General features: G+C 33.8%; 21 protein-coding genes. 10 read left to right on the top strand and 11 right to left on the bottom strand.

Annotation, left to right across the window (positions count from 1 at the left end; translation table 11 throughout):
• Positions 1-49: 49 nt before the first annotated feature.
• A complete protein-coding gene (locus tag OF897_RS02915; protein ID WP_267264184.1) occupies positions 50-2179 on the top strand; it encodes an outer membrane beta-barrel protein in 2130 nt (709 codons plus the stop codon).
• 68 nt (positions 2180-2247) lie between these two features.
• Here OF897_RS02915 and OF897_RS02910 read toward each other — a convergent pair whose 3' ends face one another.
• The 5 genes from OF897_RS02910 to OF897_RS02890 all read right to left on the bottom strand — a co-directional run bounded on the left by OF897_RS02910 (position 2248) and on the right by OF897_RS02890 (position 6938).
• Positions 2248-4074, bottom strand: coding sequence for a T9SS type A sorting domain-containing protein (locus OF897_RS02910; RefSeq protein ID WP_267264183.1), 1827 nt, complete (start codon positions 4072-4074; stop codon positions 2248-2250).
• A 257-nt stretch (positions 4075-4331) separates the two neighbouring features.
• Entirely contained in the window at positions 4332-5012 is a 681-nt protein-coding gene (locus OF897_RS02905; RefSeq protein ID WP_267264219.1) for an RluA family pseudouridine synthase, read from the bottom strand.
• Positions 5013-5345: a hypothetical protein gene (locus tag OF897_RS02900; protein WP_267264182.1), complete on the bottom strand. Its 333-nt coding sequence runs from the start codon at positions 5343-5345 to the stop codon at positions 5013-5015. It lies immediately after the preceding gene.
• Entirely contained in the window at positions 5345-6160 is an 816-nt protein-coding gene (gene panB, locus OF897_RS02895) for a 3-methyl-2-oxobutanoate hydroxymethyltransferase (RefSeq protein ID WP_267264181.1), read from the bottom strand. Before panB ends, OF897_RS02900 begins: the two co-directional genes overlap by 1 nt.
• 64 nt (positions 6161-6224) lie before the next feature.
• On the bottom strand, positions 6225-6938 hold the full coding sequence (locus OF897_RS02890; RefSeq protein WP_267264180.1) for a Crp/Fnr family transcriptional regulator: 714 nt from the start codon (positions 6936-6938) through the stop codon (positions 6225-6227).
• Positions 6939-7029: 91 nt separating this feature from the next.
• On the opposite strand from OF897_RS02890, the gene OF897_RS02885 reads away from it, so the two are divergent.
• The 9 genes from OF897_RS02885 to OF897_RS02845 all read left to right on the top strand — a co-directional run bounded on the left by OF897_RS02885 (position 7030) and on the right by OF897_RS02845 (position 16909).
• A complete protein-coding gene (locus OF897_RS02885) occupies positions 7030-9405 on the top strand; it encodes a heavy metal translocating P-type ATPase (protein WP_267264218.1) in 2376 nt (791 codons plus the stop codon).
• Between the two features lie 109 nt (positions 9406-9514).
• Complete coding sequence (gene ccoS / locus OF897_RS02880) at positions 9515-9736, top strand: cbb3-type cytochrome oxidase assembly protein CcoS (RefSeq protein WP_267264179.1); 222 nt, start codon at positions 9515-9517, stop codon at positions 9734-9736.
• Between the two features lie 5 nt (positions 9737-9741).
• Positions 9742-12003 carry a cytochrome-c oxidase, cbb3-type subunit I gene (ccoN, locus tag OF897_RS02875; RefSeq protein ID WP_267264178.1) on the top strand — a complete coding sequence of 754 codons (2262 nt, stop codon included), beginning with the start codon at positions 9742-9744 and terminating at the stop codon, positions 12001-12003.
• Between the two features lie 16 nt (positions 12004-12019).
• Complete coding sequence (locus tag OF897_RS02870; RefSeq protein ID WP_267264177.1) at positions 12020-12217, top strand: cbb3-type cytochrome oxidase subunit 3; 198 nt, start codon at positions 12020-12022, stop codon at positions 12215-12217.
• Positions 12218-12226: 9 nt separating this feature from the next.
• Positions 12227-13105, top strand: a complete 879-nt coding sequence (locus OF897_RS02865; protein ID WP_267264176.1) for a c-type cytochrome — start codon at positions 12227-12229, stop codon at positions 13103-13105.
• A gap of 96 nt (positions 13106-13201) precedes the next feature.
• Positions 13202-14656: a cytochrome c oxidase accessory protein CcoG gene (ccoG, locus tag OF897_RS02860; RefSeq protein WP_267264175.1), complete on the top strand. Its 1455-nt coding sequence runs from the start codon at positions 13202-13204 to the stop codon at positions 14654-14656.
• Positions 14657-14675: 19 nt separating this feature from the next.
• Positions 14676-15128: a FixH family protein gene (locus OF897_RS02855; protein WP_267264174.1), complete on the top strand. Its 453-nt coding sequence runs from the start codon at positions 14676-14678 to the stop codon at positions 15126-15128.
• Positions 15119-15880: a sulfite exporter TauE/SafE family protein gene (locus OF897_RS02850; protein ID WP_267264173.1), complete on the top strand. Its 762-nt coding sequence runs from the start codon at positions 15119-15121 to the stop codon at positions 15878-15880. The genes OF897_RS02855 and OF897_RS02850 overlap by 10 nt, the downstream gene beginning before the upstream one ends.
• 12 nt (positions 15881-15892) lie before the next feature.
• On the top strand, positions 15893-16909 hold the full coding sequence (locus tag OF897_RS02845; protein ID WP_267264172.1) for an alpha/beta hydrolase fold domain-containing protein: 1017 nt from the start codon (positions 15893-15895) through the stop codon (positions 16907-16909).
• 168 nt (positions 16910-17077) lie between these two features.
• Here OF897_RS02845 and serS read toward each other — a convergent pair whose 3' ends face one another.
• The 6 genes from serS to OF897_RS02815 form a co-directional block, all read right to left on the bottom strand.
• Positions 17078-18346 carry a serine--tRNA ligase gene (serS, locus tag OF897_RS02840; protein WP_267264171.1) on the bottom strand — a complete coding sequence of 423 codons (1269 nt, stop codon included), beginning with the start codon at positions 18344-18346 and terminating at the stop codon, positions 17078-17080.
• A 113-nt stretch (positions 18347-18459) separates the two neighbouring features.
• Positions 18460-18969: a hypothetical protein gene (locus tag OF897_RS02835; RefSeq protein WP_267264170.1), complete on the bottom strand. Its 510-nt coding sequence runs from the start codon at positions 18967-18969 to the stop codon at positions 18460-18462.
• Between the two features lie 34 nt (positions 18970-19003).
• Positions 19004-20905: an asparagine synthase (glutamine-hydrolyzing) gene (gene asnB / locus OF897_RS02830; RefSeq protein WP_267264169.1), complete on the bottom strand. Its 1902-nt coding sequence runs from the start codon at positions 20903-20905 to the stop codon at positions 19004-19006.
• Positions 20906-20908: 3 nt separating this feature from the next.
• Complete coding sequence (locus OF897_RS02825; protein WP_267264168.1) at positions 20909-22141, bottom strand: oligosaccharide flippase family protein; 1233 nt, start codon at positions 22139-22141, stop codon at positions 20909-20911.
• The gene (locus tag OF897_RS02820; protein WP_267264167.1) at positions 22138-23259 is read right to left on the bottom strand and encodes a glycosyltransferase; all 1122 of its coding nucleotides are present in this window, start codon (positions 23257-23259) and stop codon (positions 22138-22140) included. Before OF897_RS02820 ends, OF897_RS02825 begins: the two co-directional genes overlap by 4 nt.
• A 5-nt stretch (positions 23260-23264) precedes the next feature.
• Complete coding sequence (locus OF897_RS02815; protein WP_267264166.1) at positions 23265-23753, bottom strand: hypothetical protein; 489 nt, start codon at positions 23751-23753, stop codon at positions 23265-23267.
• Positions 23754-23761: the final 8 nt, after the last annotated feature.

Genomic DNA, 23761 nt, shown 5'->3' with positions numbered 1-23761 from the left:
GTAACAAATGAGATTTTTTATCGTCTAACTGAATAGATTTACTCACATTATGAAGAAAACTTTATTTACTCTCTCACTTTTAGGTTCAGTTTTAAGTTTTGCACAGGAAACTAAAGACAACAAAGAAACCAACGAAAAAGAAAAACAAATTGAAGGCGTTGTCATTACTAAAACTAAAAAAGCCGTTGAGCAAAAAGCCGACCGTACAATTTTTGATTTTTCTGAGCAACCAAGCTTAAATTCAGGATCACTGATGGAAGGTGTGAAAAAACTTCCGGGTTTGGTGGTTTCCGATATGGTGGGAATGATGTATCAGGGAAAACCATTGGATGTTTATATGGATGGCCGTCCTTTGAATATTTCCAGCAACGAACTGAATGCATTTCTTGAAGGAATGCCAGCAAACTCTGTTGAAAGAATCGAAATTATTACGCAACCCGGAGCAGAATTCCCTGCAACTTCAGGAGGCGCTATTTTAAATATTATTACCAGTAAATCAGCAAAAAATTACCTTACTGCAGTTTACAACGGAGGTTACCGTTTTTCCAGCTACGATAAATACAGAAGTAGATTTAATAATTCCATTGCATTAAATTCAAGAAATAAATGGTTTGGATGGCAAGTGAATCTTGGACAGTATTATCGTGAGAGTTTATCTCTTTCTGAATTTGACAATTTAAGTAGAAATAATTCTAATTCTTTAGGAAGAACGTATTACATGAATTCTGCTTTCACTTTTGAACTTGGAAAAGACAGATTGTTGTTAAACTACGACATCAATCATAGCAATGGAGGTTCGTCAATTGTAACAGATGAGTTTCTAAACGGAGTGACAAGATCTAATTTTACGAGTGATTCTAAAGGTTTAAGACAAGAAGTTGCAGCAACGTATCAGAAAAAATTTGACGATAAAAACAAGAAGCTTGATTTTAAAGCGATTTATTCCAACAATGATTCAGAGTTTAATCAGTTTGGTGAAAAATCATTAGACAATTCATCTTTATTCAATTCATATAATTTCAGAATTGATTATTCTCAGCCTTTGAAAATTTTGGATGAAGGAAAAATGAGCTTCGGAGGTTTATATGATCAGCAAAATTTTGAAACCAAAAACAGAAGCATTGTCAATCTTGATTATACAAGACAGACAACTTCTGCCTATTTAGAATTTCAGGCAACTTTGAAAAAATTTGATTTCATTGCCGGAGCACGAGCTGAAAACTATGACATTACTGGAATTACAAGATACTATGACAAAAACAATGTTTTAAAGGAGGACAATTTAAATCCATTCAAAAAGTTTAAAGTTTTTCCAAATGCAAGTGTGCAGTATAATTTAATGAAGCAGCTTTTTGTGAATTTAAATTACAACAAGAAAATCAGCCTTCCGAGTGTATCTCTTTTGAATCCCAATAATAATACACTTTCAACTGAAACACTTACATCAAACGGTAACCCAAATCTACAACCAACAATCTATGACAATGCAGAAATCAAGATCAGCGCATTCGACTATGCTTATATTGGTTATAACACAAGTTGGGTGAAAAATCAGATTGTACAGAAAGTTTCGAGGGAAGGAAATTTGATTAAAAACGAACAGTTACAGGTTAATAGTATCCGAACACACAATTTCAATTTTGGAATGCCGATTCCTTTTATGCTTTTCACCACACCTTTCAGCGAGCTGATGAAATTTAATGTAAACCCTGATAAGATGAACTTATTATATGTTTATACAGGATATCAGATTCAGGAAATGCCGGATATTAAATCTAAAGGATTTTGGGTTTTCAGTTTGATGGGGCAGTTTATTCTTCCGAAAGACATCAGACTTCAGGCGAATTATAACGTAATACCAAAAGGAGGAAATTTCTATTATTTTGAAATTGAAAAACCACTGAACAATGCTTTTGATATAACGGTATCTAAAAAATTTATGAGCGATCGCCTAAATCTTTCGCTCTATGCAAGAGACATTTTTAATCAGAATAAAAGTGTGATTGTGGCAAATTCTCTAGGTGGAAAAGTATTTACATCAAATAAATTCGACAGCAGAAGTTTCGGTGTTTCGGTGAATTATAAAATTCCAACTAAAAATAAACTCGCAAAAGAAGACCCTAATATGATCAAGCAAACCACTCAAAGTGAAAATAACGGTGGAATTTTGCAACAGTAAATTTATATAAAAGAAATCGGCTCTAAAATTTTTAGAGCCGATTTTTATTGGAAATTATAAATTAAAACTTATTTCTTTATAATTTTATGTGAAGATCTTGAACCATCTTTATAATCTAAAGCAAGAATATACATCCCCTCTTTTAGATCTGATAAATTGATTGTAGATGAAACATCATTAAATGATTTTAAAACTCTTCCAGAGATATCAATGACTGAAATAGATTTCACATTTTCAACATTATCGATATTAATAACATCCGTAAATGGATTTGGATAAATTCTCAGCTTATTTTTAGCCACAACATCTGAAGTTCCTAAAGCTTTAAGCTCATAAGAAAGATTATCTATTGACAAACTGTTTGCCGGTGTTCCCGGATTTTTCAATGCTAACTGAGTTACACCCGCTGGAAGAACAGGAATATCAAATGAAAAAGGATACGTTGTATTTGTAGTCGGAACGCTAAATGTTGTCATTTCAACAAAATTATTCGAAGCATCCACATATCCTACCTGAAGAATTCCATTTGCAGTAACAGACGCTTTCGCATCAAATTTCAATTTATATTCTCCAGACTGCAATGTAGACATAGGTGGTAAAGCTACATAGGCAATACGTGCTCCCGATGTCCATAAATAAAGAGTATTACTTCCGGTAATCGTCGTGCTATTTGAAATATGGCCACCATTTGTCGTTCCCAGATTTGTCCAGCAAATAGGTAAAACTCCGGCATTTCCATTAGTTGTTCCTGTATATCCTTCAAATCCTTCAAAATAAGACCCCGTTAAAGTATTACATTGTGTAGCGAAATTAGTAACAGAAGTCCAAGCACTTTTATCAGAAGAACTACAACTCGATCTTACCCAAACGTAATAATTAGTAGAATTTTGCAAAGAACCTAATGGAGTTGACAACCCCGGAACATTGCTAACATTTGGAGTAGTAGATGACGTAGGTGCAGTATTGGTAGTTGAATAATAAACATCATAACCATTTGCGGGAGCAATTGTAGGAGCTAACCAGTTAACTGTTGCAGTAGAGGTTGTAATACCATTAACATTTACTCCATTCGGAATCCAACACGTAGGTGGAGTCCAGGTATATGTAAATCCTGCAACCGGCATCCCAGGAGTAGCATTTGTAGTATGGGAAGCTTGTGTGCTACTGTTTGCTGTTCCAACACCAGAAGCCATAAAATCTAAAGTCGCTGCATTGAGCCTATTATTAAAATCTGCATTGGTAGCACCTCTTAAACCAATTTGAGCTGTTGTAGAAGCTCCAGTTGTTCCAACTAAAAAAGCCCCACTATCGTAAACCATTTTGATTACATTAGAAGTTTCCTGCAGTCTTATTTGGAAAGAAAATGCATACGCTGCAGTAGTAGAAATAGAATAAGCAGGTCTAAAATTCTTCCACTGGATAACCACTTCTCGGTTAGGAGCAGTTCCAACGGTTTCCCAACTGATATTTCCTGTTACACTGTTGAGGTCAAAAACACTGTTGAGATCTCGTCCCCACGCAGAAACAGCTCCATCATAAGTAGCTGTATTTGAAATAGGAGTAATATTTGTGGAAGTTGGAGCAGTTGCTCCAAAAGTTACAAAACCATTTGTTGTTACATTTAAAGAGCTATATGAAGTAGCATTAAATGTAAAATTAAACGGAAGTGTCACCGCATAAACATTACTGTTTAGACTCGTAGTAGCAGTGTTTCCAGTTGCAGTTTCTAAGACCGTTCCGGTAATCGGAGAATAAGTTCCTGTAGATTGTGCAACACTATAGGTGCTGACTTGGGCATTGATCGCATAACCCGTGGATAGAAATACGAAGACCCCTAACTTTTTAAGAGCAGAAGCTGTTTTTGATTTTGAAAAAAATTGGTAAAAATTCATCATATTATTAATTTTAGAATGTCTTAAATATACTCAATATTAAATTCATATTAATAAAAACAAAGGCAAAACAATAAATAAATTTTACAAATACAATCAAAAACCTGTATTAATCGCAATTCAATCAAATTAAAAAAAATACCGAATTCTATAGAATTCGGTATTAAATAAAATATTTTTTGATTTATTTTTTTAATTTCTTGGATTGATTATAATGAACCATCTTTCATTTTAAGAAACTAATTAAAAAGAAACATATATTACCCTTCACAAGCCCGCCAAATCGCATCATTCTGCGGAACTGGAGCAACAATTTCTACAGTTTCCTTTGTAACAGGATGAATAAACTGAAGCTTTCTTGCATGAAGATTAATTCCGCCATCAGGATTTGAACGAGGAGCTCCATATTTCAAGTCTCCCTTAATCGGAACTCCAGTTTTTGATAACTGTGCTCTAATTTGATGATGTCTTCCGGTTTCTAAATCAATTTCCAGCAAAAGATAATTATCTAAAGTTTTGATGATGTTATAAGTAAGAATTGCCTCTTTAGCTCCTTCAGTAGCTTTAGTAAAAACAATAGCCTTATTATTTTTCTCATTCTTTTGTAAAAAATGAACCAATCTTTGACTTTGCGGAATCATTTCTTTAGCAACAACCGCCCAATATGTTTTTTTGATTTCTCTGTTTTTAACCATTTGCGTCAAACGAGAAAGTGCTTTCGAAGTTTTAGCATAAATGACCAATCCAGAAGTTGGCCTGTCAATACGATGAACTAAACCCAGAAAAACATTTCCGGGTTTATTATCTCTTTTTTTGATGAAATTTTTGATGGACTCAAGTAAAGGTTCGTCGCCGGTTTTATCTCCCTGAACGAGTTGCCCCACTTTTTTATTAATAACTAAAAGATGATTGTCTTCATAGACGATTTGTTCCTCCATAATTTACTGACGATACTGAGATCTGCTGATAAAAGAAATAACAACTCCCCCTAAAAGGCCAATCGTTTTAATAATATTTAAACTTGAATTAACTGGTAAAAAAGCTCCAACAATACACAAACCTGCCGCTGCATACATTGGATACATAAATTTAGGATTCGTCAACATCAACATTCTTCCCTGAACAATAAAACTGATTCCTATTAAAATATAAAATAATCTTGCAGAAAGAAAATAATTAATGTCTCCCGGGAAAATTTTAAACCATCCTACTGCAAGACAAATAATTGCCAAAATGGAGATGATCCCTTGTGCGGTTTGTAAATTATTTCTCATTAATAACTTTCATTTTGATTAGGAAAATCAGCACCTTTCACATCTTTTACATATTGTGAAACTGCTCCTGTAATTTCTGTATATAAATCTAAATACCTTCTTAAAAACTTCGGTGAAAATCCTTTGTTCATCCCTACCATATCATGATATACCAAAACCTGTCCGTCACAATTAGCTCCGGCTCCGATTCCGATGGTTGGGATAGAAATACTTTCAGTCACTCTTTTCGCCAAATCAGCTGGAATTTTCTCAAGAACAACTCCAAAACAGCCCAATTCTTCAAGCAATTTCGCATCGTTAATTAATTTTTCAGCTTCAGCTTCTTCTTTAGCTCTTACTTTATAAGTTCCGAATTGATAAATCGATTGTGGCGTTAATCCCAAATGTCCCATAATAGGAATTCCGGCATTGATGATTTTCTTAATTGATTTTGAAATTTCTTTACCACCTTCAATTTTAATTGCATGAGCTCCACCTTCTTTCATCATTCTTACTGCAGATTGCAAAGCGATATCCGGATTACTTTGGTAGGTTCCAAAAGGAAGATCTGCAATCACCAAAGCTCTGTCGGTACCTCTTACAACACTTTGCGTATGATAAATCATTTGATCTAAAGTGATTGGAAGCGTCGTTTCAAAACCCGCCATTACATTTGCAGCAGAATCACCAACAAGAATAGTATCTACACCTCCTGCATCAACCATTTTAGCAGTTGTAAAATCGTAAGCAGTAAGCATTGTTATTTTCTCCTTGTCGAATTTCATTTTACGCAAGGTTTCGGTCGTAACTCTTTTAATTTCAGAATGAACAGACATATTCTTTATGATTGTTTTAAAGTTAAAAAGTCGGCACTGGGCCGACTTATATTTATTTTGAATTTTATAAAACTACGTGTCCTAGTTTCATTAATTTGTCGTGGTTAAGAATTTTGATATTTCTACCGTCTACTTCGATGAGCTGATCTCCTTTAAACTCAGAAATCAAACGGATTGCACTTTCTGTAGCCGTTCCGATGATATTGGCGATTTCTTCTCTTGTTAAAGAAATCTTGATAAAACCTTCAGGATCTGTACCTAATTTTTGTTCCAGAAGAATAAGAATTTCTGCCAATCTTTCACGTACCGTTTTTTGAGCCAAGAAAGTAATCGTATTGGAAGACTCTCCTAATTCGTATGAAATTTTCTGAAGCATGATGAAAGAAAGTTGAGGATCTACCTCCAATAAAGACATAAAAATATCGGCTGGAAGAAATGTACATTCTACATCCGTCATTGCTTCAGCTTTTGCCTGAAAATTTTCACCACAAAGCAAAGCTCTGTAGCCGATGATATCGCCTTCCTTTATAAATCTTAAAATCTGATCTTTTCCAAAAGATCCGGACTTCGATAATTTAGCAGCTCCTGTTTCCAAAAAATAAACTCCTTTCGGAATTTCACCATCATCAAAAATGATGTCATGTTTCTGAAAAGTCAGTTTCTTTTTAGCATTAATGTATCTTTCAAAATCAGTATTGGAAAGCCTCTCTTTGAAGGATTTATCGTTAAAAACCCTGGCAAATCTTTCTTCAATAGCAATCTGTTGTTCCTGCGACATTCTTATATGACATTTGTCACAAAAATAGAACATTTTAAATCGATAAACAAAAAAAAAATGTTATAATTTTGTGTCTCAATAATTTATGAAGGTGAGCGAGAACTGTTTTCATTGCGGACAAGGGATAGAAAAAGAAAGAATTTCTTTTGACGAAAAAATTTTCTGCTGTACCGGCTGCAAATCTGTTTATGAAATCTTAAACATCAACAATCTCAGCAATTTCTATGAATTAAATAAGAATGCAGGAATAAGACCTGATGAAAATTCTTCGCAGTTTGATTATCTCGATACTCCCGAAATTTTCGACAGAATTACAGATTTCTCAGAGGGAAACACAAGTTTAGTCACATTTAGAATTCCAGTAATCCACTGTTCATCTTGTATCTGGCTTTTAGAAAGTCTTCATACTTTACACGAACACATTCATTATTCTCAAGTTAACTTCACAAGAAAAACCTTACAGGTTTCATTCAATCATAACGAATTAAAATTAAGCGATTTAGCTAAATTTTTAACGAATCTTGGTTACAAACCTGCTATCAATCTTGAAACTGCTGACAAAAACGAAGATAATTTAGATAAATCTTTGTTGGTAAAACTGGCAATTGCCGGATTTGCTTTCGGAAACGGAATGTTTTTAGCCTTTCCGGAATATATTGGCGGTGAAGATTTCTGGATGGAGCATTATAAAGGTTTATTCAGAATTTTGATGTTCTTACTTTCTGTTCCAGTTGTATTTTATTCTGCTTCAGATTATTACAAATCAGCTTGGTATGGTTTAAAAAATAAAATCGTCAACATTGATGTTCCGATTGTTTTGGGAATTTTTGTTTTGTTTGGACGAAGCATTTACGAAATTGCGACCGATTACGGACCTGGATATTTTGACACCTTGTGTGGACTTTTATTCTTCATGCTTTTGGGGAAAATTTTCCAAAAAAGAACATACAGCTCGCTTTCTTACGACAGAGATTACAAATCTTTTTATCCGATTGCAGTGACTAAAGTTGATTTTCACGGAAAACAGGAAAATATTCTACTTTCTGAAATCAAAATCGGAGACAGAATTTTAGTTAGAAATCAGGAAATCATCCCCGTTGATGCTGTTTTAATTAGCGGAAAAGGAAATATTGACAATAGTTTTATCACGGGTGAAAGTGAAAGCATTTCTAAAAATCCGGGAGATAAAATTTTCGCCGGCGGAAAACAGATTGGCTCTTCCCTTGAACTTGAAGTGATTAAAAATGTTGATCAGAGTTACCTTACCCAGCTTTGGAACAAAGAAGCTTTCAAAAAGCATGAAACCGGACTTGACACGCTTATCAACAACATCAGCAAGTACTTCACATTCATTATTTTAGGAATTGCATTGGTTGCAGGAATTTATTGGTATTTTATTGATTTGGAAACGATGTTCCAAGTTATTTCTGCAGTTTTGATTATTGCTTGTCCTTGCGCATTGGCTTTATCTTCCCCATTTACTTTTGGCCACATAATGAGAATTTTAGGTCGAAATAAATTCTATGTAAAAGATACTTTAACGATTGAGAAAATTGCCAAAGTAAACGCCTTAGTTTTTGATAAAACCGGAACAATTACGCACAGAAAAAAATCGAATATCAAATACCAAGGTTCTGAAATTCAGGAATTTGATTTATTAAATATTAAAAGTTTAGTTAAAAATTCAAACCACCCACTTTCTAAATCTTTATATGAATTTTTGGAAGTTCAGGATGATTATTTCCCTGTTGACAATTTTGAAGAAATTTCAGGAAAAGGTTATGAAGCGAGCGTAAGAAGCAATATTTACAAAATCGGTTCTGCAAAATACAATAATCAAGAGTCTAAAAATCTTGAAACTGCGGTTTACATCAGCAAAAACAATGAGTTTATCGGTAAATTTATTTTTAAAAATGAATACCGTGAAAACCTAAGCAATCTTTTCAAAAAACTTGTTAATTATAAGATTTTTATTCTGAGTGGCGACAATTCTTCTGAGGAAAATCAGCTGAAAGAAATCATTCCGAACTACAGCTCGATGGCGTTTAATCAAAATCCGGAAGACAAACTGAATTATATTAAAAATCTTCAGGATGAAGGTTTGAAAGTCATTATGCTTGGTGATGGACTAAATGATGCCGGAGCTTTAAAACAAAGCAACGTGGGAATCGCAATCTCTGACGACAGCAACAGCTTTACACCATCTTCAGACGTCATCATGAACGGTGAAAAAGTATCGCAACTTGATAATTATCTTAATGTTTGTAAAGGTTCGATTACGATTGTAAAACTGACTTTTTTAATCAGCTTTTTGTACAATGTTGTGGGATTATCGTTCGCCGTAACCGGAAATATGAGTCCACTTTTTGCAGCTTTAATTATGCCGGCAAGTTCGATTACCGTGATTTCTTTCACCACCATTTCAACATGGATTCTTGGGAAGAAATATTTCAAAAAACAGGCTTAAAAGCCCTTATTTAGACTGATTTTAAATTAGACAAAGCCGCTATTTCGTGATAATTGTCATTATTTTTCACTAATTTTGAACCCCGAAAATAGGTTAATTTTGTTGTCAGATGGATATTCTATATTTAATGATCTTATGCAGCGTTTCTTTGGCTGCAGTTTTCTTGGTTATTTTTATAGTAAACGCCAGAAAAGGACAGTTTGAAGATGATGAATCTCCAGCTGTGAGAATACTCTTTGATTCCGGTGAAATAAAGGATAAAAAAGAAACTGGCAACGAAAATAAAAAGGAAAAAGAGGATAATAATAAATTTGAAGAAAAAAGTGAATAGTTAATATGGAGACACAAAAGTTTAGTTATGACAACAATATTGTTCGAGCATTCCTTTACGCGACCATAGTTTTTGGAATTATCGGTTTCGTGTTTGGTTTGACGGCAGCATTGATGCTTTTCTATCCTGAGTTACCTGAGTTTTTGTTCGGAACTGACGATACAACAATCAACAGTTTGGCATCAGGAAACATACAAGGATTAATTAATACCAACGGTGCGTTAGGGTTTGGTAGAATAAGAATGCTACACACCAACACGGTAATTTTTGCATTTGTTTGTAACATTGTTTATGTAGGAGTTTATTATTCTACACAGAGATTACTAAAAACAAGAATGTATAGCGATACACTTTCTTGGGTTCATTTCTGGACTTGGCAAATCATGATTGTAGCGACTTTCATCACATTCTTTATGGGGATAAATACTTCAAAAGAATATGCTGAGCACGAGTGGCCAATCGACATATTAATTGCAATATCTTGGATTATCTTCGGAGTAAACATGATATTGACGATCAAAAAGAGAAGAGTAAGACACCTTTACGTTGCAATTTGGTTTTATTTAGGAACTTGGGTAGCGGTAGCGATGCTACACATCTTCAACAACCTTGAAGTACCTTTATCATTCTCTGGATGGAAATCTTATTCAGCATATGCAGGGGTAAAAGATGCTATCGTTCAATGGTGGTACGGTCACAATGCAGTTGCATTCGTATTGACAACTCCAGTTCTTGGTTTGATGTATTATTTCTTACCAAAAGCAGCAGACAGACCTGTATTCTCGTATAAACTTTCGATTATTCACTTCTGGTCATTAATTTTCGTATATATCTGGGCTGGTCCTCACCACCTTCAGTATACAGCATTACCAGCATGGGCTCAAGCGGTGGGAACAGGTTTCTCAATCATGCTAATTGCTCCATCTTGGGGAGGAATGCTAAACGGTCTTCTTACTTTAAGAGGAGCGTGGGATAAAGTAAGAGAAAATCCTATTCTTAAATTCTTTGTTGTTGCAGTTACTTGTTATGGTATGGCAACTTTCGAAGGACCTTTATTGGCAACAAAAAACATCAACAAAATTGGTCACTTTACCGACTGGGTAATTGGTCACGTTCACTTAGGAGCATTAGGATGGAATGGTTTCATGGCATTCGGTGTTATCTATTACTTGGTACCAATTATGTGGAGAACCAAAATCTGGTCTGTAAAATTAGCAAACTGGCATTTCTGGTTGGGTACTTTAGGAATTATTTTCTATGCTGTACCAATGTATATCGCTGGATTTACACAAGGGTTAATGTGGAAACAATTTAATCCTGATGGAACTTTATTGTGGAAAAACTGGTTAGATACTGTTACTGCAATTATTCCTTACTATAAATTAAGATTCTTAGGAGGTTTATTCTATCTTTCTGGAGGTCTGTTATTAGTTGTGAATGTTTATAAGACAATTAGAAAAGGATCATTCCAAAAAGAAGTTCCTGCAGAAGCTCCGGCTTTGGCAAATATCAGCAACAAAAGAAAAGAAGGAGAAGGATTCCACCTTTGGTTGGAAAGAATGCCGATGCTATTAACAGTAATGTCATTGCTTACTATTTCAATAGGAAGTATGGTAGAAATCATTCCTACTCTATCTCTTAAGAAAAGTGTACCTACAATCTCTGCGGTGAAACCATATTCACCATTAGAATTGGAAGGTAGAGATTTATATATCCGTGAAGGTTGTAACGCTTGTCACTCTCAGATGGTAAGACCATTCAGAGACGAGATTGTAAGATTTAACGGTAAAAACGGACAGTACTCTAAAGCAGGGGAATTCGTTTACGACAGACCATTCTTATGGGGTTCTAAGAGAACAGGACCAGATTTGCACAGAGAAGGTGGTAAAAACCCAAGTTCTTGGCATTACAAACACATGTATAACCCAAGATCTACGTCTGCAGGTTCTATCATGCCTCGTTATCCTTGGTTGATTTCAAACAATTTAGACAGATCTAAAATGGTTGATAAAATCAAGTTTATGAAGAGTACTTACGATGTACCTTATACAAAAGCTCAAATTGACTCTGCTGATAAGTGGGCAGATAATCAAGCAGCAAAAATTGTAAAAGACATTTTTGTAGAAGCAGCTGACTTAAAAGATGCTTATGCAAAAAGACCTAAAGGTGAACTTGAGAAGAAAGAAATCATTGCTTTAATTTCTTATTTACAGAGATTGGGTACAGATATCAAAACGACAGAAATAAAAACAGCTAGTAATAACTAAACATTAAAAGCGTAAGATGATTCCTCAAAACTTTAAAGACATATTATCCAATACCGACAATGCAGGTTTTTACCAAACATTGGCTCTGATATTCTTTATGCTGTTTTTCGTTTCTCTTATTATATATGTTTTTAGCAGGCCTAAAAAATATTATAAAGAAGAAGAGCATGCACCTCTTGAGGATGACGAAGATGATTTTAATTTAAAAAATTAAACAATTATTATGAAACAAAGAACACCGGTTGTTGTAAACATCTTGATAATAACAGTATTATTAGTAATATTTTATTATTTATTTGTTCAGAGCTACTCGTTTTTAGCTTCACCATATTTCTGGGGAACAGTTGTGATCAGTGCAATTTTAGCATTCATTCACAGTGCGATTGGAGATTTAATTGAAAACAATAAGTTCAAAAAACTATCTGTTGAAGAAAAATCTGCTTATCTTAACGAAAAGAAAATTCCTTTTTTAAAGAGACAATATGACGCAGCTTTCAAAAAGCAATCTGATTCTCACGAAAAAGACATCTTAATTGACCACGGTTTTGATGGAATTATGGAATTAGACAATCAATTACCAAAATGGTGGTTAGGTTTATTCTACTTCGGAACTGTATTTTGTATCGTTTATATTTGCGCTTATGCATTTACAGATTTTGCTCACCCAATCAGTGAGTATGATAAAGAATATAAAGAGCAAATGGCGGCAATTGAGATTTTTAACGAAAGTCAGCCACCTGTAACAATTGAAACAGCTGTATTCTCTGAAGATAATATCGCAGCAGGTGAAGAAATTTTCAAAAGCAACTGTGTATCTTGCCACTCAGATGGTGGTAAAGGTGGGATTGGTCCTAACTTGACAGATAATTTCTGGCACAACCAACCTGAGAAAACATTATTTAAAAACGTATTCCATGTTGTTGAAAATGGTGTAACTGGAACAGCGATGCAAGCTTGGGGTAAAAACGGAGTTTTAACAGGTACAGACATCCAAAATGTTGCAGCTTATGTTTACTCAATCAATCAGATGAAAAAACCAATTACTCCTGCAGAAGGCGGTGCACCTCCATACGGTGACGAAGCTCATTGGGAAAAAAAGTAATTTAAAAAAAATAGAAAATATATGAAAAAACATAATTTGTTATTAGATAAAAATAGTAACGAATTATGTTTTTTCTTTTTTAAAACCTAGAATAAAATGTCAAAAATAGATGAAGACATCGCTCGTGGCGGACAGGGACAGGTTTTAGACCCTGAAACCTATAGAGATTCTATAGGCACAATGGAACAATCCGGAAAAAGAAAATGGGTTTTTCCAAAGAAACCAAAAGGTAAATACACCAACAAAAGAGAATTAGTAAGTTACATTCTTCTCATTATCTACTTTGCTGTACCATTTATCAAAATTAATGGAAATCCGTTTTTTTTGTTTAATGTAATCGACAGAGAGTTTTTCATTGCAGGACAGCCTTTTTATCCTCAGGATTTCTTTATCCTTACTTTAGGCGCTATTGCTTCTCTTATATTCATTATTATTTTTACGATAGCATTCGGAAGAATTTTCTGCGGGTGGATTTGCCCTCAGACAATTTTTATGGAATCTGTATTTCGTAAAATTGAATTTTGGATTGAAGGAGACCGTAACAAGCAAATGAAGCTGGACAGACAAGAATGGGACAGTGAGAAAATTTGGAAAAGAAGTTTGAAATGGTCAGTTTACGTTGTGATTTCACTAATCATTACACACTTCATGTTTATGTACATTGTGGGTTACGAACAAGTAATCCAAATTGTATCAGACGGTCCGTTTGCGCATACAACAAATTTCATAGTAATGATTCTTTTTACCGCAGCATTTTACTTTGTATTTGCGTGGTTCAGAGAACAGGTTTGTACTTTGGTTTGTCCGTACGGAAGGTTACAAGGTGTTTTAATTGATAAGGAAACCATCAACGTTTTTTATGATTTTAAAAGAGGTGAAAATCGTTCCAAATGGAGAAAAGGTGAAGACAGAAAAGCAGCCGGAAAAGGAGATTGTATCGATTGTTATCAATGCGTAGTGGTTTGTCCGACCGGAATTGATATCAGAGACGGGCAACAATTGGAATGCGTCAACTGTACTGCTTGTATCGATGCCTGTGATGAAGTGATGGAGAAAGTGGGGCTTCCAAAAGGATTGGTAAGATATGCTTCTGAAAAAGAAATCGAAACAGGAACTCCATATAAATTCACAGGAAGAATGAAAGGTTTTGCAGTCGTTTTAGTTTTTCTGGTAGGATTTTTAGGATTCTTACTATACAACCGTGGCGAAATGGAAGCAAAATTCATCAAACCTGCAGGAAGTACATTCTTTGTAAGAGACGGAAAAATCATCAACACTTACAATTATACTTTCCTGAATAAAACCAACGACAAGAAAATCGTTACCATTAAAGTAATTGATCCTGCTCATGCCGAAATAGGTTTCAGTGCATCCAGCAAAATTACAGTTGACAGAGATAAAATTTCAAAAGGAACCATCAACATCAGCTTTCCGGAAGCCGAAATGAGTTTATCTAAACAAAACATCACGATAGGAGTTTACGACATGAAAGGTAACTTGATCGACTCGTATCAAACCTATTTTGAAGGTCCTTTTAAATTACAGTTTTAAATATTTTAAGTTTTACATTATGAAAAATTTCACTTGGGGACACGGCGTATTTTTAGCACTTGCCTCTTTTATCATATTTATTTTATCGATGTTGTTCTTATTTCCAAACGGACAAAAAAACTCCGAAATGGTGACCGAACATTATTATGAAGAAGAACTTCAGTACCAATCAGTAATCGATGCTAAGAAGCGTGCAGATGATTTGGCTGAAAAACCGGTATATTCTCAATCTCCGACAGGAATTAAATTAACTTTTCCTGAAGACATCAACAATTCAAATTCTAAAATCAGCTTTGTTTTAAACAGATCAGATGACCAGAATTTAGATGTAAAAAGAAAAGAAACATTAGACGCTACTCGTTCATTCACAATACCAAAAACAGTTTTAAAAAATGGAAATTATACCTTAAGACTGATGTGGACAAAAGATAAAGTTGACTACAGACTCGACTATGATGTGATATGGAAATAGCATTGATTATATCTGCAATTGGTTTAGGTTTCGCATCCGGTTTTCACTGTATCGGAATGTGTGGTCCCATTGCGTTATCAATGGGTTTAACCAAAAAGCAGGCAACCAATTATTATCTTCAGAATCTTACTTATCAGTTCGGAAGAATTTCTACTTATGCTTTTTTGGGAGCTGTTTTAGGAATTATCGGACAGGGATTTGAAATGGCAGGTTTTCAACAATATCTTACGATTGGAGTAGGAATTTTATTGATTATCATGGCATTATTTTCATTTGGCGGAAAAGATTTTGCTTCAAAAATTCCTTTCATCTCAAAATTTCTTTTTAAAGTTAAATCTAACTTAGGAAGATTACTACAAAAAGCAGATTACCGCTCAAGATTCACTACAGGAATTTTAAACGGATTTCTACCATGCGGAATGGTTTATATGGCATTAACGGCGAGTCTCGCAAGCGGCGGAATTTGGCAAGGTGCTTCCTATATGGCTTTATTTGGGTTGGGAACACTTCCGTTTATGTTTACAGTTGTTTTGGTCGGAAATTTAATTAACCAGTCTTTCAGAATTAAAGTGTTAAAATTTGTTCCTGTTGTAATGATTATCCTTGGTGGATTGTTTATTCTAAGAGGTCTTGAACTCGGTATTCCTTACATTTCTCCGCCATCGGAAGCAATGAAGGTTTCCCCGGAGCATGATATTAATTGTCATAATACAGACCCGAATCATAAACATAATCCGGCAACCTGTCATTAATAAATAATTTTTATGAAACTTAAAATTAGTTTTTTATTTATAATTCTGTCTCAATTTTTTATCTCTCAACAGGGAAAAATAATTAACAATCAATCGACTGCTTTTGAAATTTCAAATAAAAATGAAAAGATAGAATTTATGGTCGTTGATACCGAACTGAAAGATAAAAAGCCTATTTTTCTTTGGTGTCAAGGTTCACTTCCCTATCCGCTTTATGTGAATTCAAAAGAAGAAGGAATTTGGATGATTGGCGGCGGAATAAGCAATTTTGACATTTCCACCATCGTTAAGTATTATCACCTTGTGGTAATCGCAATGCCGGAAACACCATTAATTGCTGATGAAAAAGACATTAATGAATCTTATTGGTATTTTGGAAATTCTAAAAATAAAAATGAACCAACTATTGAATTCCAAAAAGCAGATTATCTGGAAAACTATGTCAACCGGGCTCAGAAAGTATTGAAATTTCTAAATAAACAGAAATGGGTAGATCATTCGAAGTTGATTGTAGCTGGTTCTTCCCAAGGTTCAAAAGTGGCCACTAAAATTGCTATTGCTAACAAAAATGTGTCTAAACTCGGACTATTTTCTGCTAATCCTTTTGGAAGAATTGACCAAATGATTAGAGATTACAGAAAAGATGCAGAACAGAACCGTATTTCATGGGAGAAAGCTGACAAAGAAATCGAGAAAGAATATCAAACATTACGTGATGCTTACAATCCCAAAAAAGTGGAAGAAAATCCTAATTTATTAGCTTGGAAATCCTTTTCTGTTCCTTTATTGGATGATTGGTTAAATTTCAATAAACCTATTTATATCGCTTACGGAACTCATGATATTGCAAGTGATTTGAATGATATAGTTCCACTCTTTTTTATCAGAGAAAACAAAAATAATCTGACGCTGAAAAGATATTTAAACCTCGAACACAATTTCTTTGAAGTGGAAAACGGAAAAACAAACCATGACAAACCGCATTGGGAAGAAGTGATGGATGATTTTGTGAAATGGACGTTGAAATAAATGATTTTAAAATATAAAGCCACAATTTAAATAACTTTTCAAAATATTTTACCAATCAAAGCGACTTATAAATCTTCAACTTTAGATGTCCAAATTAGTTTCTTAGCTATAGCTATTAAAAAAGTCACCCAAAATGGATGACTTTAAAATATTTAAAATGTGAGAAAATTAATTAATCAATTCAAATCTCGCATACTCAGCGATTTTCTTAGGAAGCTTAATTCCTTCTTCCGTTTGGTTATTCTCAAGCAAAGCTGCCATAATTCTCGGTAATGCCATTGCAGAACCATTCAGAGTATGAACCAACTGAGATTTTCCGTCTGTTTTGTAACGGCACTTCAATCTATTCGCCTGAAACGTTTCAAAATTTGAAACAGAACTTACTTCCAACCATTTTTCCTGAGCAGCACTCCAAACTTCAAAATCATAAGTCATTGCTGAAGCAAAACCTGTATCGCCACCACAAAGTCTCAATACTCTGTAAGGCAATTCAAGATCTTCTAAAATCCCTTTAATATGCTCTACCATTTCTTCTAAAACAGCATAAGAATTTTCAGGCTTTTCGATTCTCACAATCTCTACTTTTTCAAACTGATGAAGACGGTTCAGACCTCTTACATGAGCTCCGTAACTTCCTGCTTCTCTTCTGTAACATTGAGAAAAAGCTGTATTCTTAATCGGAAGATCTTTTTCATCCAACAAAACATCACGGTATAAATTCGTTACCGGAACTTCGGCTGTTGGAATTAAATATAAATCATCTGCATTAATATAATACATCTGCCCTTCTTTATCCGGTAACTGACCCGTTCCATAACCAGAAGCTTCATTTACAACGTGAGGTGGATTGACTTCAAGATAACCTGCATCAGTATTTTTATCTAAAAAGTATTGAACCAAAGCTCTCTGCAATCTCGCTCCTTTCCCGAAGTACACAGGAAAACCTGCTCCGGCAATTTTCACCCCCAATTCAAAATCAATCAAATTGTATTTTTTTGCCAATTCCCAGTGAGGAATTGCCCCTTCACCTAAGCCTTCTACATCATGAGACTGATAAATAATTTCGTTATCATCAGCAGAAACTCCTGCTTTTACCGATTCGTAAGGAACGTTTGGAATTTGATATAAAATATCAAGCAATGTTTTTTCGATAGCTTCCAATTGAGATTTCAACTCTGCGCTCGACTCTTTGAACTGTGCTGTTTTAGATTTGGATGATTCTGCTTCTTCTCTTTTTCCCTCTTTCATTAAAATACCAATTTCTTTGGAAATTTTGTTGATTTCGGAAAGTTGCGAATCTAATTCAAACTGAATTTTCTTTCTTTCTTCATCGGTAACGATAGCCTCGTCTACCAACTCAAGATTCTTGAATTGTCTCTTCTGAAGACCTTCTAAAACGCGTTCTTTATTGTCGCGCAAAAATTGAACCTGTAACATAAATTAGTTGTTGGGTGTTTGATGATGGGTGCTTGATGCTAAATTTGATAAGAAAATTGTTTAAAACTTTCATCATCATGCATCATACATCCCGCGATTGTGCAAATTTAAGATTATTTTATGATTGTAATCGTATTTGGTTGATCAGGAATTTTGGTGAAAACCTGTTGATTGTTGTAAAGTACCCTTGAGACTTCAAAAACATTGGCAGATGATCGGTAAAATATCACGAGTCTGTCTAAAACTACAGGAGCATTCTGTGTATCAGACAATTTTTTGATTAAAGAAACTTCCAGATCAGATTTATAGATTTTACTTCCATCTGCTGCATCTTCTACAAATTCTCTAGTCGCTCCAGAAATATATTCTAAATTATAAATCGAATCGATAATAACTTCTTTACGAGACATACTGATAGGAGCATCGTCTTTAGGCGCTAATTCGTCATTGAAACCTACTGTCGAGTAAGATCCAATCTTATTCGGAATCAACAAATTATTACCCGAAGCATCCTGAATATAGATGTTCATAATCTGATCGATTTTCTGCAGAGAATCTTCATCACTTCCGCAGCTGAAAAGTGTAAGCCCGAAAAGCATCAATAAGGGAAATAATTTCTTCATTACCACAAAGATAAAATATTAATGAAAAAAAAGTTTACTCATTTTCAAAATATTTCTGATACCAAAGTTCAAAAGTGACCAATTGCCAGATTTTCACGCAGTCATATTCATTTTTTTGATTATTCCACCACTCATCAATCACTTCAGAACTGAAAAAATTCCTCTTTTTTAAACTTTCTAAATTCTCTATAATAAAAGTTCTCACTTTTGGTTCAGTTTTAATGAAATGCGATAAAGGAAATGAAAATCCACGTTTTGGCATTTGTAAAATCTTGGAAGGAAGATACTTTTCAGCAACTTTTCTTAAAAGCGGTTTATTCTGAATTCCATTATAGCGTAATTTTTCAGGTAAAGAAGAAACATAATCGATCAAATCGTTACTCAGATAAGGATAACGGAATTCAACGCCATATTTCATAGCACTCAAATCGTCTCTGAAAACATGATGCGATGACAAAGAATATTTTATGTCATATTCAAAAAGTCCTTGATAATCCTTAGTTTCAGATAATTTTTTGTCTTTTAAATTGGTTTGAATTGAATTAAAAATATTTTTTCCAAAAACAGATTTAGCTTCAAATGGTTTCATTCCAACCTGACTCTGTCTGAAAAAATCAAGCATATCATCCTGAGAAAAATAGTTCTTAACCTTTTTTGAAAAATCATCTTTTGTAAAAATAAAATGACGGACAAAATTGAATTTTCTTGTTAAGAGCCACTTATTCAGTTTCAAAGAATGGGAATATCCCGCAAAAAGTTCATCGGCACCGTTTCCGCTTAAAACAACTTTAAAACCAAGATTCTTTGCGTATTCCGCAGCATTCATCAAAACTTCAAGACTGCTGTAAGGTTCTTCAAAATGCTGAATATTTTCTTTTAGTTGATCTAAAATTTCATCATCTGAAACTTTTTTAACATGATGTTCAATATCAATTTTTTCAGCTAACAAAGAGGCATTTTCAACTTCACTTTCAGAAAACTGATAAGAAATAGTGAATGCATTAATATCATTTTTAAAGGGTTTAGATTTAGCAGTAATCAGAGTAGAATCGATTCCGCCGCTCATCATACTTGTGACAGGAACGTCTGCAAAAAGCTGCTCTTTTACACTTTCAGAAAGGAGTTGATCGACTTTTGCAACCGCTTCTTCTTCCTTTACATTTTCATTTTTCTGAGAAGGAAAATTCCAATAAAATTGTTTTGATGTTGTTAAATCATTTAAATCTAAACTTAAAAAAGAGGCAGGTTCTAAAGAAAATATATTCTGAAAACACGTTTCCGCGGCTAATGTTGTCTGAAAAAGAAAATTGGTATAAACTCCATTCCAATTGACTTCAGGTTTGATGAATTCATTTTTCAGAATAGACTTTATTTCTGAAGCCCAAACTAAAATATGATCATTTTTAAAATAAAATAGAGGTTTCAAACCGATTCTGTCTCTTCCAAGAATAAGTTTCTGTTCATTTAAATCAATCAAGGCAATCGCAAACATACCATCGAACTTAGAAAACATCTCAATTCCCCACTCTTCGTAAGATTTTAGAATAACTTCAGTATCCGAATTGCTTTCAAACTCATAATTTAAATCTTCAAGTTCTTTTCTGATTTTTTTAAAATTGTAAATTTCACCATTGAAAGTGATGGTAATTTTTTCATCCTCGGAAAGCATCGGTTGATGACCTTTTTCAGATAAATCAAGAATCGAAAGTCTGCGAAAACCTAAAGCAATTTTTGAAGAAGCTTCATTTAGAACTGGAAAAGTTTCTTTGATTTTCTGAGTAGAATCATTTCCTGAAAAAGATTTACCATAAAAACCATCAGAAATCCAAAATCCTTCATCATCCGGACCTCGGTGACGGATTGCGTTATTCATATCTAAAATATTTTTAGAAGAAATTTCTTTCTTAAATGAATAATAACCGCAGATTCCACACATATTTTAAAGCTTTTTAGATTCGTAAAAATACGCAAACATCGGCAAAATACCTGATAAACCGAGACAGCCCAAAGTCACATACGAAACACCAAGCAAACCGTATTGTGGAATAATTAAATATAAACTTACAGAAGTGAGTAACAACATAAAAATTGAAATCACCAAATTCCAAATTGGTTTTCCGATTGAAGCAAGCATGTAGACAAATAAAACCCTAAATAAAAGCGATGCAACTGCTCCACAAAGAAGTATCTTGTAAATCTCTGTGCTCTTGTATTGTGAACCAAAAATTGACAGAATTTCATTTTCAAAGAAAAAACCAATTCCTAAAATGACAATACTCAGAATCGCAAAAAGCTTCCAGTAATTGAAAATAAAATGATATTGGTATTTTCTGTCTTTGTGATGCTGACAAAGTTTCGGATATTCGGTCTGCATAAAAATAAATCCTAAAACCAATATATTCATCGGAATCATTGAGCTCACTTTATAGTTTGCCACATCATGATCATTCATTAATAATCCGATAAAAAATATATCAAGGATAAAAACAAGTTCGCCGATTTGTGTAGTCAATGCTGTTGTCCAGGAAAATCGCCAGAATTCTTTTGTCGTAAAATCTTCAAAATGATACTTTTTTAAAGAAAAATTTAATTTAAAATTATAAAAAAACAGAAAGAATGGAGCGATACATAAACTTGCAATAAATCCTTTCATTCCTAAAAAATAAGTCATAGTGATTCCTAGAATCAGTGCAGAAATCGAAAGAAAAATATCAAGTTTGGCGAAAGACTGATTATCATGTTGAGCTCTGTATTCGGCTTTTTTTTGTTCGACAAGATAAATTCCTAAAAACCGAATGCTGAAAAGTCCGATGAGTTGTATTTTTGAAATTTCGTTCCAATAAAGCAACAACGCGGTTGAAAACATAATTATCGTGAGAATGCAATTGTAAATCAGACCGTAAGAAAATGCGTATCTAAATAAGTTGGTTTTAGATTCTTCATCTTTTAAAACAGATCCGAATCTTAAAACTCCTTGTGAAGCTCCAAAACCCAGAAATGCGAAAAAAATTGTCAGGAAATTTAATCCAAAAGTGACAGCTCCAAAATCTTCACTCTTTAAAATTCTTGCAACAAAAATAGTGAGCAGAAAAGCAGAAAGCCTTGAAATGAGAAGCGATGAACCAACCCAAATTCCTTTCTTTGCAATAAAATCCTGAATGAAAGCTTTCATGATTGCAGAACCTCACGATAGTTTTTATCAAATTTTTCTGAAATCGCTTTTTTACCAAAAGTTTCCACCGCATAAAGGTGCATTTCGTCGGTTGATGTAACTTCAGTTTTATATTGAAGATAGTTTTCTAATGCTTTATAAAGGCTCTCAGAATCTTCTTTTTCAATTAAAACACCAAATTTATCCGGAAAAAACTCTGAAATTCCACCAACATCAGAACTGAAAACAAATAATCCCACACTCATCGATTCACTGATCACACAAGGTTGATTTTCATACCTGCTGAATAAAACAAAAGCATCATGATTTCTCATTTTATTGGCTACTTCAGCATGAGAAAGTGTAGAAAAATAATTTATTTTACTGTCTAAATTATGTTCATTTATGAAATCAGCGATAGGTTTGGTGTCGCCATCACCGCCAATGGAAAGTTCAAATTCATATCCATTTTTATGCAGTTTCAGAAAAACATCCAAAATAGCCGGAATATTTTTCATGTAAGTCAGGCTTGATATATGGAGAAATTTAGCTCTTTTCCCATCATCATTTCTTAATTTAAAAACATCCGTATCTACAACGTTTGGAATTATTTCTATGGGCGTTTTTACCCCATTATTTCGTATTCCTCTTTCGAGTCTTTCACAAACCGGTAAAATTTTTGACGCATTATTACCAATAACTTTTGCAATAAAATTCCCCACGAAACCTAAAGAATCTGAGGCATTTTCCTGAAAAGCAGTCCAATGTTCGGTAATAACATACGGAATATTAAATTTTTTCTTCAAATACACCGCAAAAAGCATCGAGTTGTGCATTACGTTAGCATGAACAATATCTGGTTTTTTCATTTTTGAAAATCCTAATTGATAAGATTTCATGCGGCGGTAAAAATTCTGAACCGGATTTTTTGAATTTTTATAATAAACAATTAAGGTTCTGATCCCATTAATAATATTCTCTTCTACTCTATACTTTTCTTTCTGATAAAAATCTCCGATGGAATGCAATATTTCAACGTCGTTCAGAAGAGCTGCTGCTTCGGCATGACGTTGTACAAAATTCCCGTTTGTAGGCTCTACCTTACTTGGAAACCACGAAGAAACAAAGAGTATTTTCAAAAAAATTATTTTATCGTAACAGCCCAGCTTTTGTTAAATGGTAAAAGGAAGTTTCCTAAAAACTCAAGATAAGTATTTTTAGAAAAATCGAAAACTTCAATCTCTTTTGAGAGTTCACCGCTTCTGATTTGATTTTTAAATTCTATTAATTTTAAAGTTTTTACTTCACCATTTTCTACAAAACTGGCTTTCATTCTGTCGAACAACCCCAATTGGTAGTCTGCATCAATTTCTCTCATTATTTTACCTAAAGCATCGATACTGCATCCTGAAGCCATTTCTTTTTCTTCATCGACGCAGATAATGATAAACTGATTTTTTTCGATTTTAAATGATGAGGAAAGTGGTTTTCCGTGCGCTGCCCAACCTGCTAAAAAGTCGTATAATTTCTCGGTAATTACTTTTGCTTCTTTTGTAGTGAAAGGCCTTGAGGCAGGATATATGATAACTCTGTAATCGTTTGCTTCAACAATATTAGATTCTTCAATTTTCATTTTGCATA

It is taken from the genome of Chryseobacterium formosum (genome assembly GCF_026460885.1).
In the GTDB taxonomy this organism is placed as follows: Bacteria; Bacteroidota; Bacteroidia; order Flavobacteriales; family Weeksellaceae; genus Chryseobacterium; species Chryseobacterium formosus.
Note: the sequence above shows the minus strand (reverse complement) of the source record. Positions and strands in the feature narration are given on the sequence as shown.

Coding starts and splice junctions, on each gene's coding strand:
- OF897_RS02865 (WP_267264176.1), top strand. CDS start 12,227: ATGAAACAAAGAACACCGGTTGTTGTAAACATCTTGATAATAACAGTA.
- OF897_RS02890 (WP_267264180.1), bottom strand. CDS start 6,938: ATGTCGCAGGAACAACAGATTGCTATTGAAGAAAGATTTGCCAGGGTT.
- OF897_RS02855 (WP_267264174.1), top strand. CDS start 14,676: ATGAAAAATTTCACTTGGGGACACGGCGTATTTTTAGCACTTGCCTCT.
- ccoS (WP_267264179.1), top strand. CDS start 9,515: ATGGATATTCTATATTTAATGATCTTATGCAGCGTTTCTTTGGCTGCA.
- OF897_RS02900 (WP_267264182.1), bottom strand. CDS start 5,345: ATGAGAAATAATTTACAAACCGCACAAGGGATCATCTCCATTTTGGCA.
- OF897_RS02915 (WP_267264184.1), top strand. CDS start 50: ATGAAGAAAACTTTATTTACTCTCTCACTTTTAGGTTCAGTTTTAAGT.
- OF897_RS02835 (WP_267264170.1), bottom strand. CDS start 18,969: ATGAAGAAATTATTTCCCTTATTGATGCTTTTCGGGCTTACACTTTTC.
- OF897_RS02910 (WP_267264183.1), bottom strand. CDS start 4,074: ATGATGAATTTTTACCAATTTTTTTCAAAATCAAAAACAGCTTCTGCT.
- OF897_RS02825 (WP_267264168.1), bottom strand. CDS start 22,141: ATGAAAGCTTTCATTCAGGATTTTATTGCAAAGAAAGGAATTTGGGTT.
- ccoN (WP_267264178.1), top strand. CDS start 9,742: ATGGAGACACAAAAGTTTAGTTATGACAACAATATTGTTCGAGCATTC.
- OF897_RS02870 (WP_267264177.1), top strand. CDS start 12,020: ATGATTCCTCAAAACTTTAAAGACATATTATCCAATACCGACAATGCA.
- serS (WP_267264171.1), bottom strand. CDS start 18,346: ATGTTACAGGTTCAATTTTTGCGCGACAATAAAGAACGCGTTTTAGAA.
- OF897_RS02815 (WP_267264166.1), bottom strand. CDS start 23,753: ATGAAAATTGAAGAATCTAATATTGTTGAAGCAAACGATTACAGAGTT.
- asnB (WP_267264169.1), bottom strand. CDS start 20,905: ATGTGTGGAATCTGCGGTTATTATTCATTTAAGAAAGAAATTTCTTCT.
- ccoG (WP_267264175.1), top strand. CDS start 13,202: ATGTCAAAAATAGATGAAGACATCGCTCGTGGCGGACAGGGACAGGTT.
- OF897_RS02850 (WP_267264173.1), top strand. CDS start 15,119: ATGGAAATAGCATTGATTATATCTGCAATTGGTTTAGGTTTCGCATCC.
- OF897_RS02845 (WP_267264172.1), top strand. CDS start 15,893: ATGAAACTTAAAATTAGTTTTTTATTTATAATTCTGTCTCAATTTTTT.
- panB (WP_267264181.1), bottom strand. CDS start 6,160: ATGTCTGTTCATTCTGAAATTAAAAGAGTTACGACCGAAACCTTGCGT.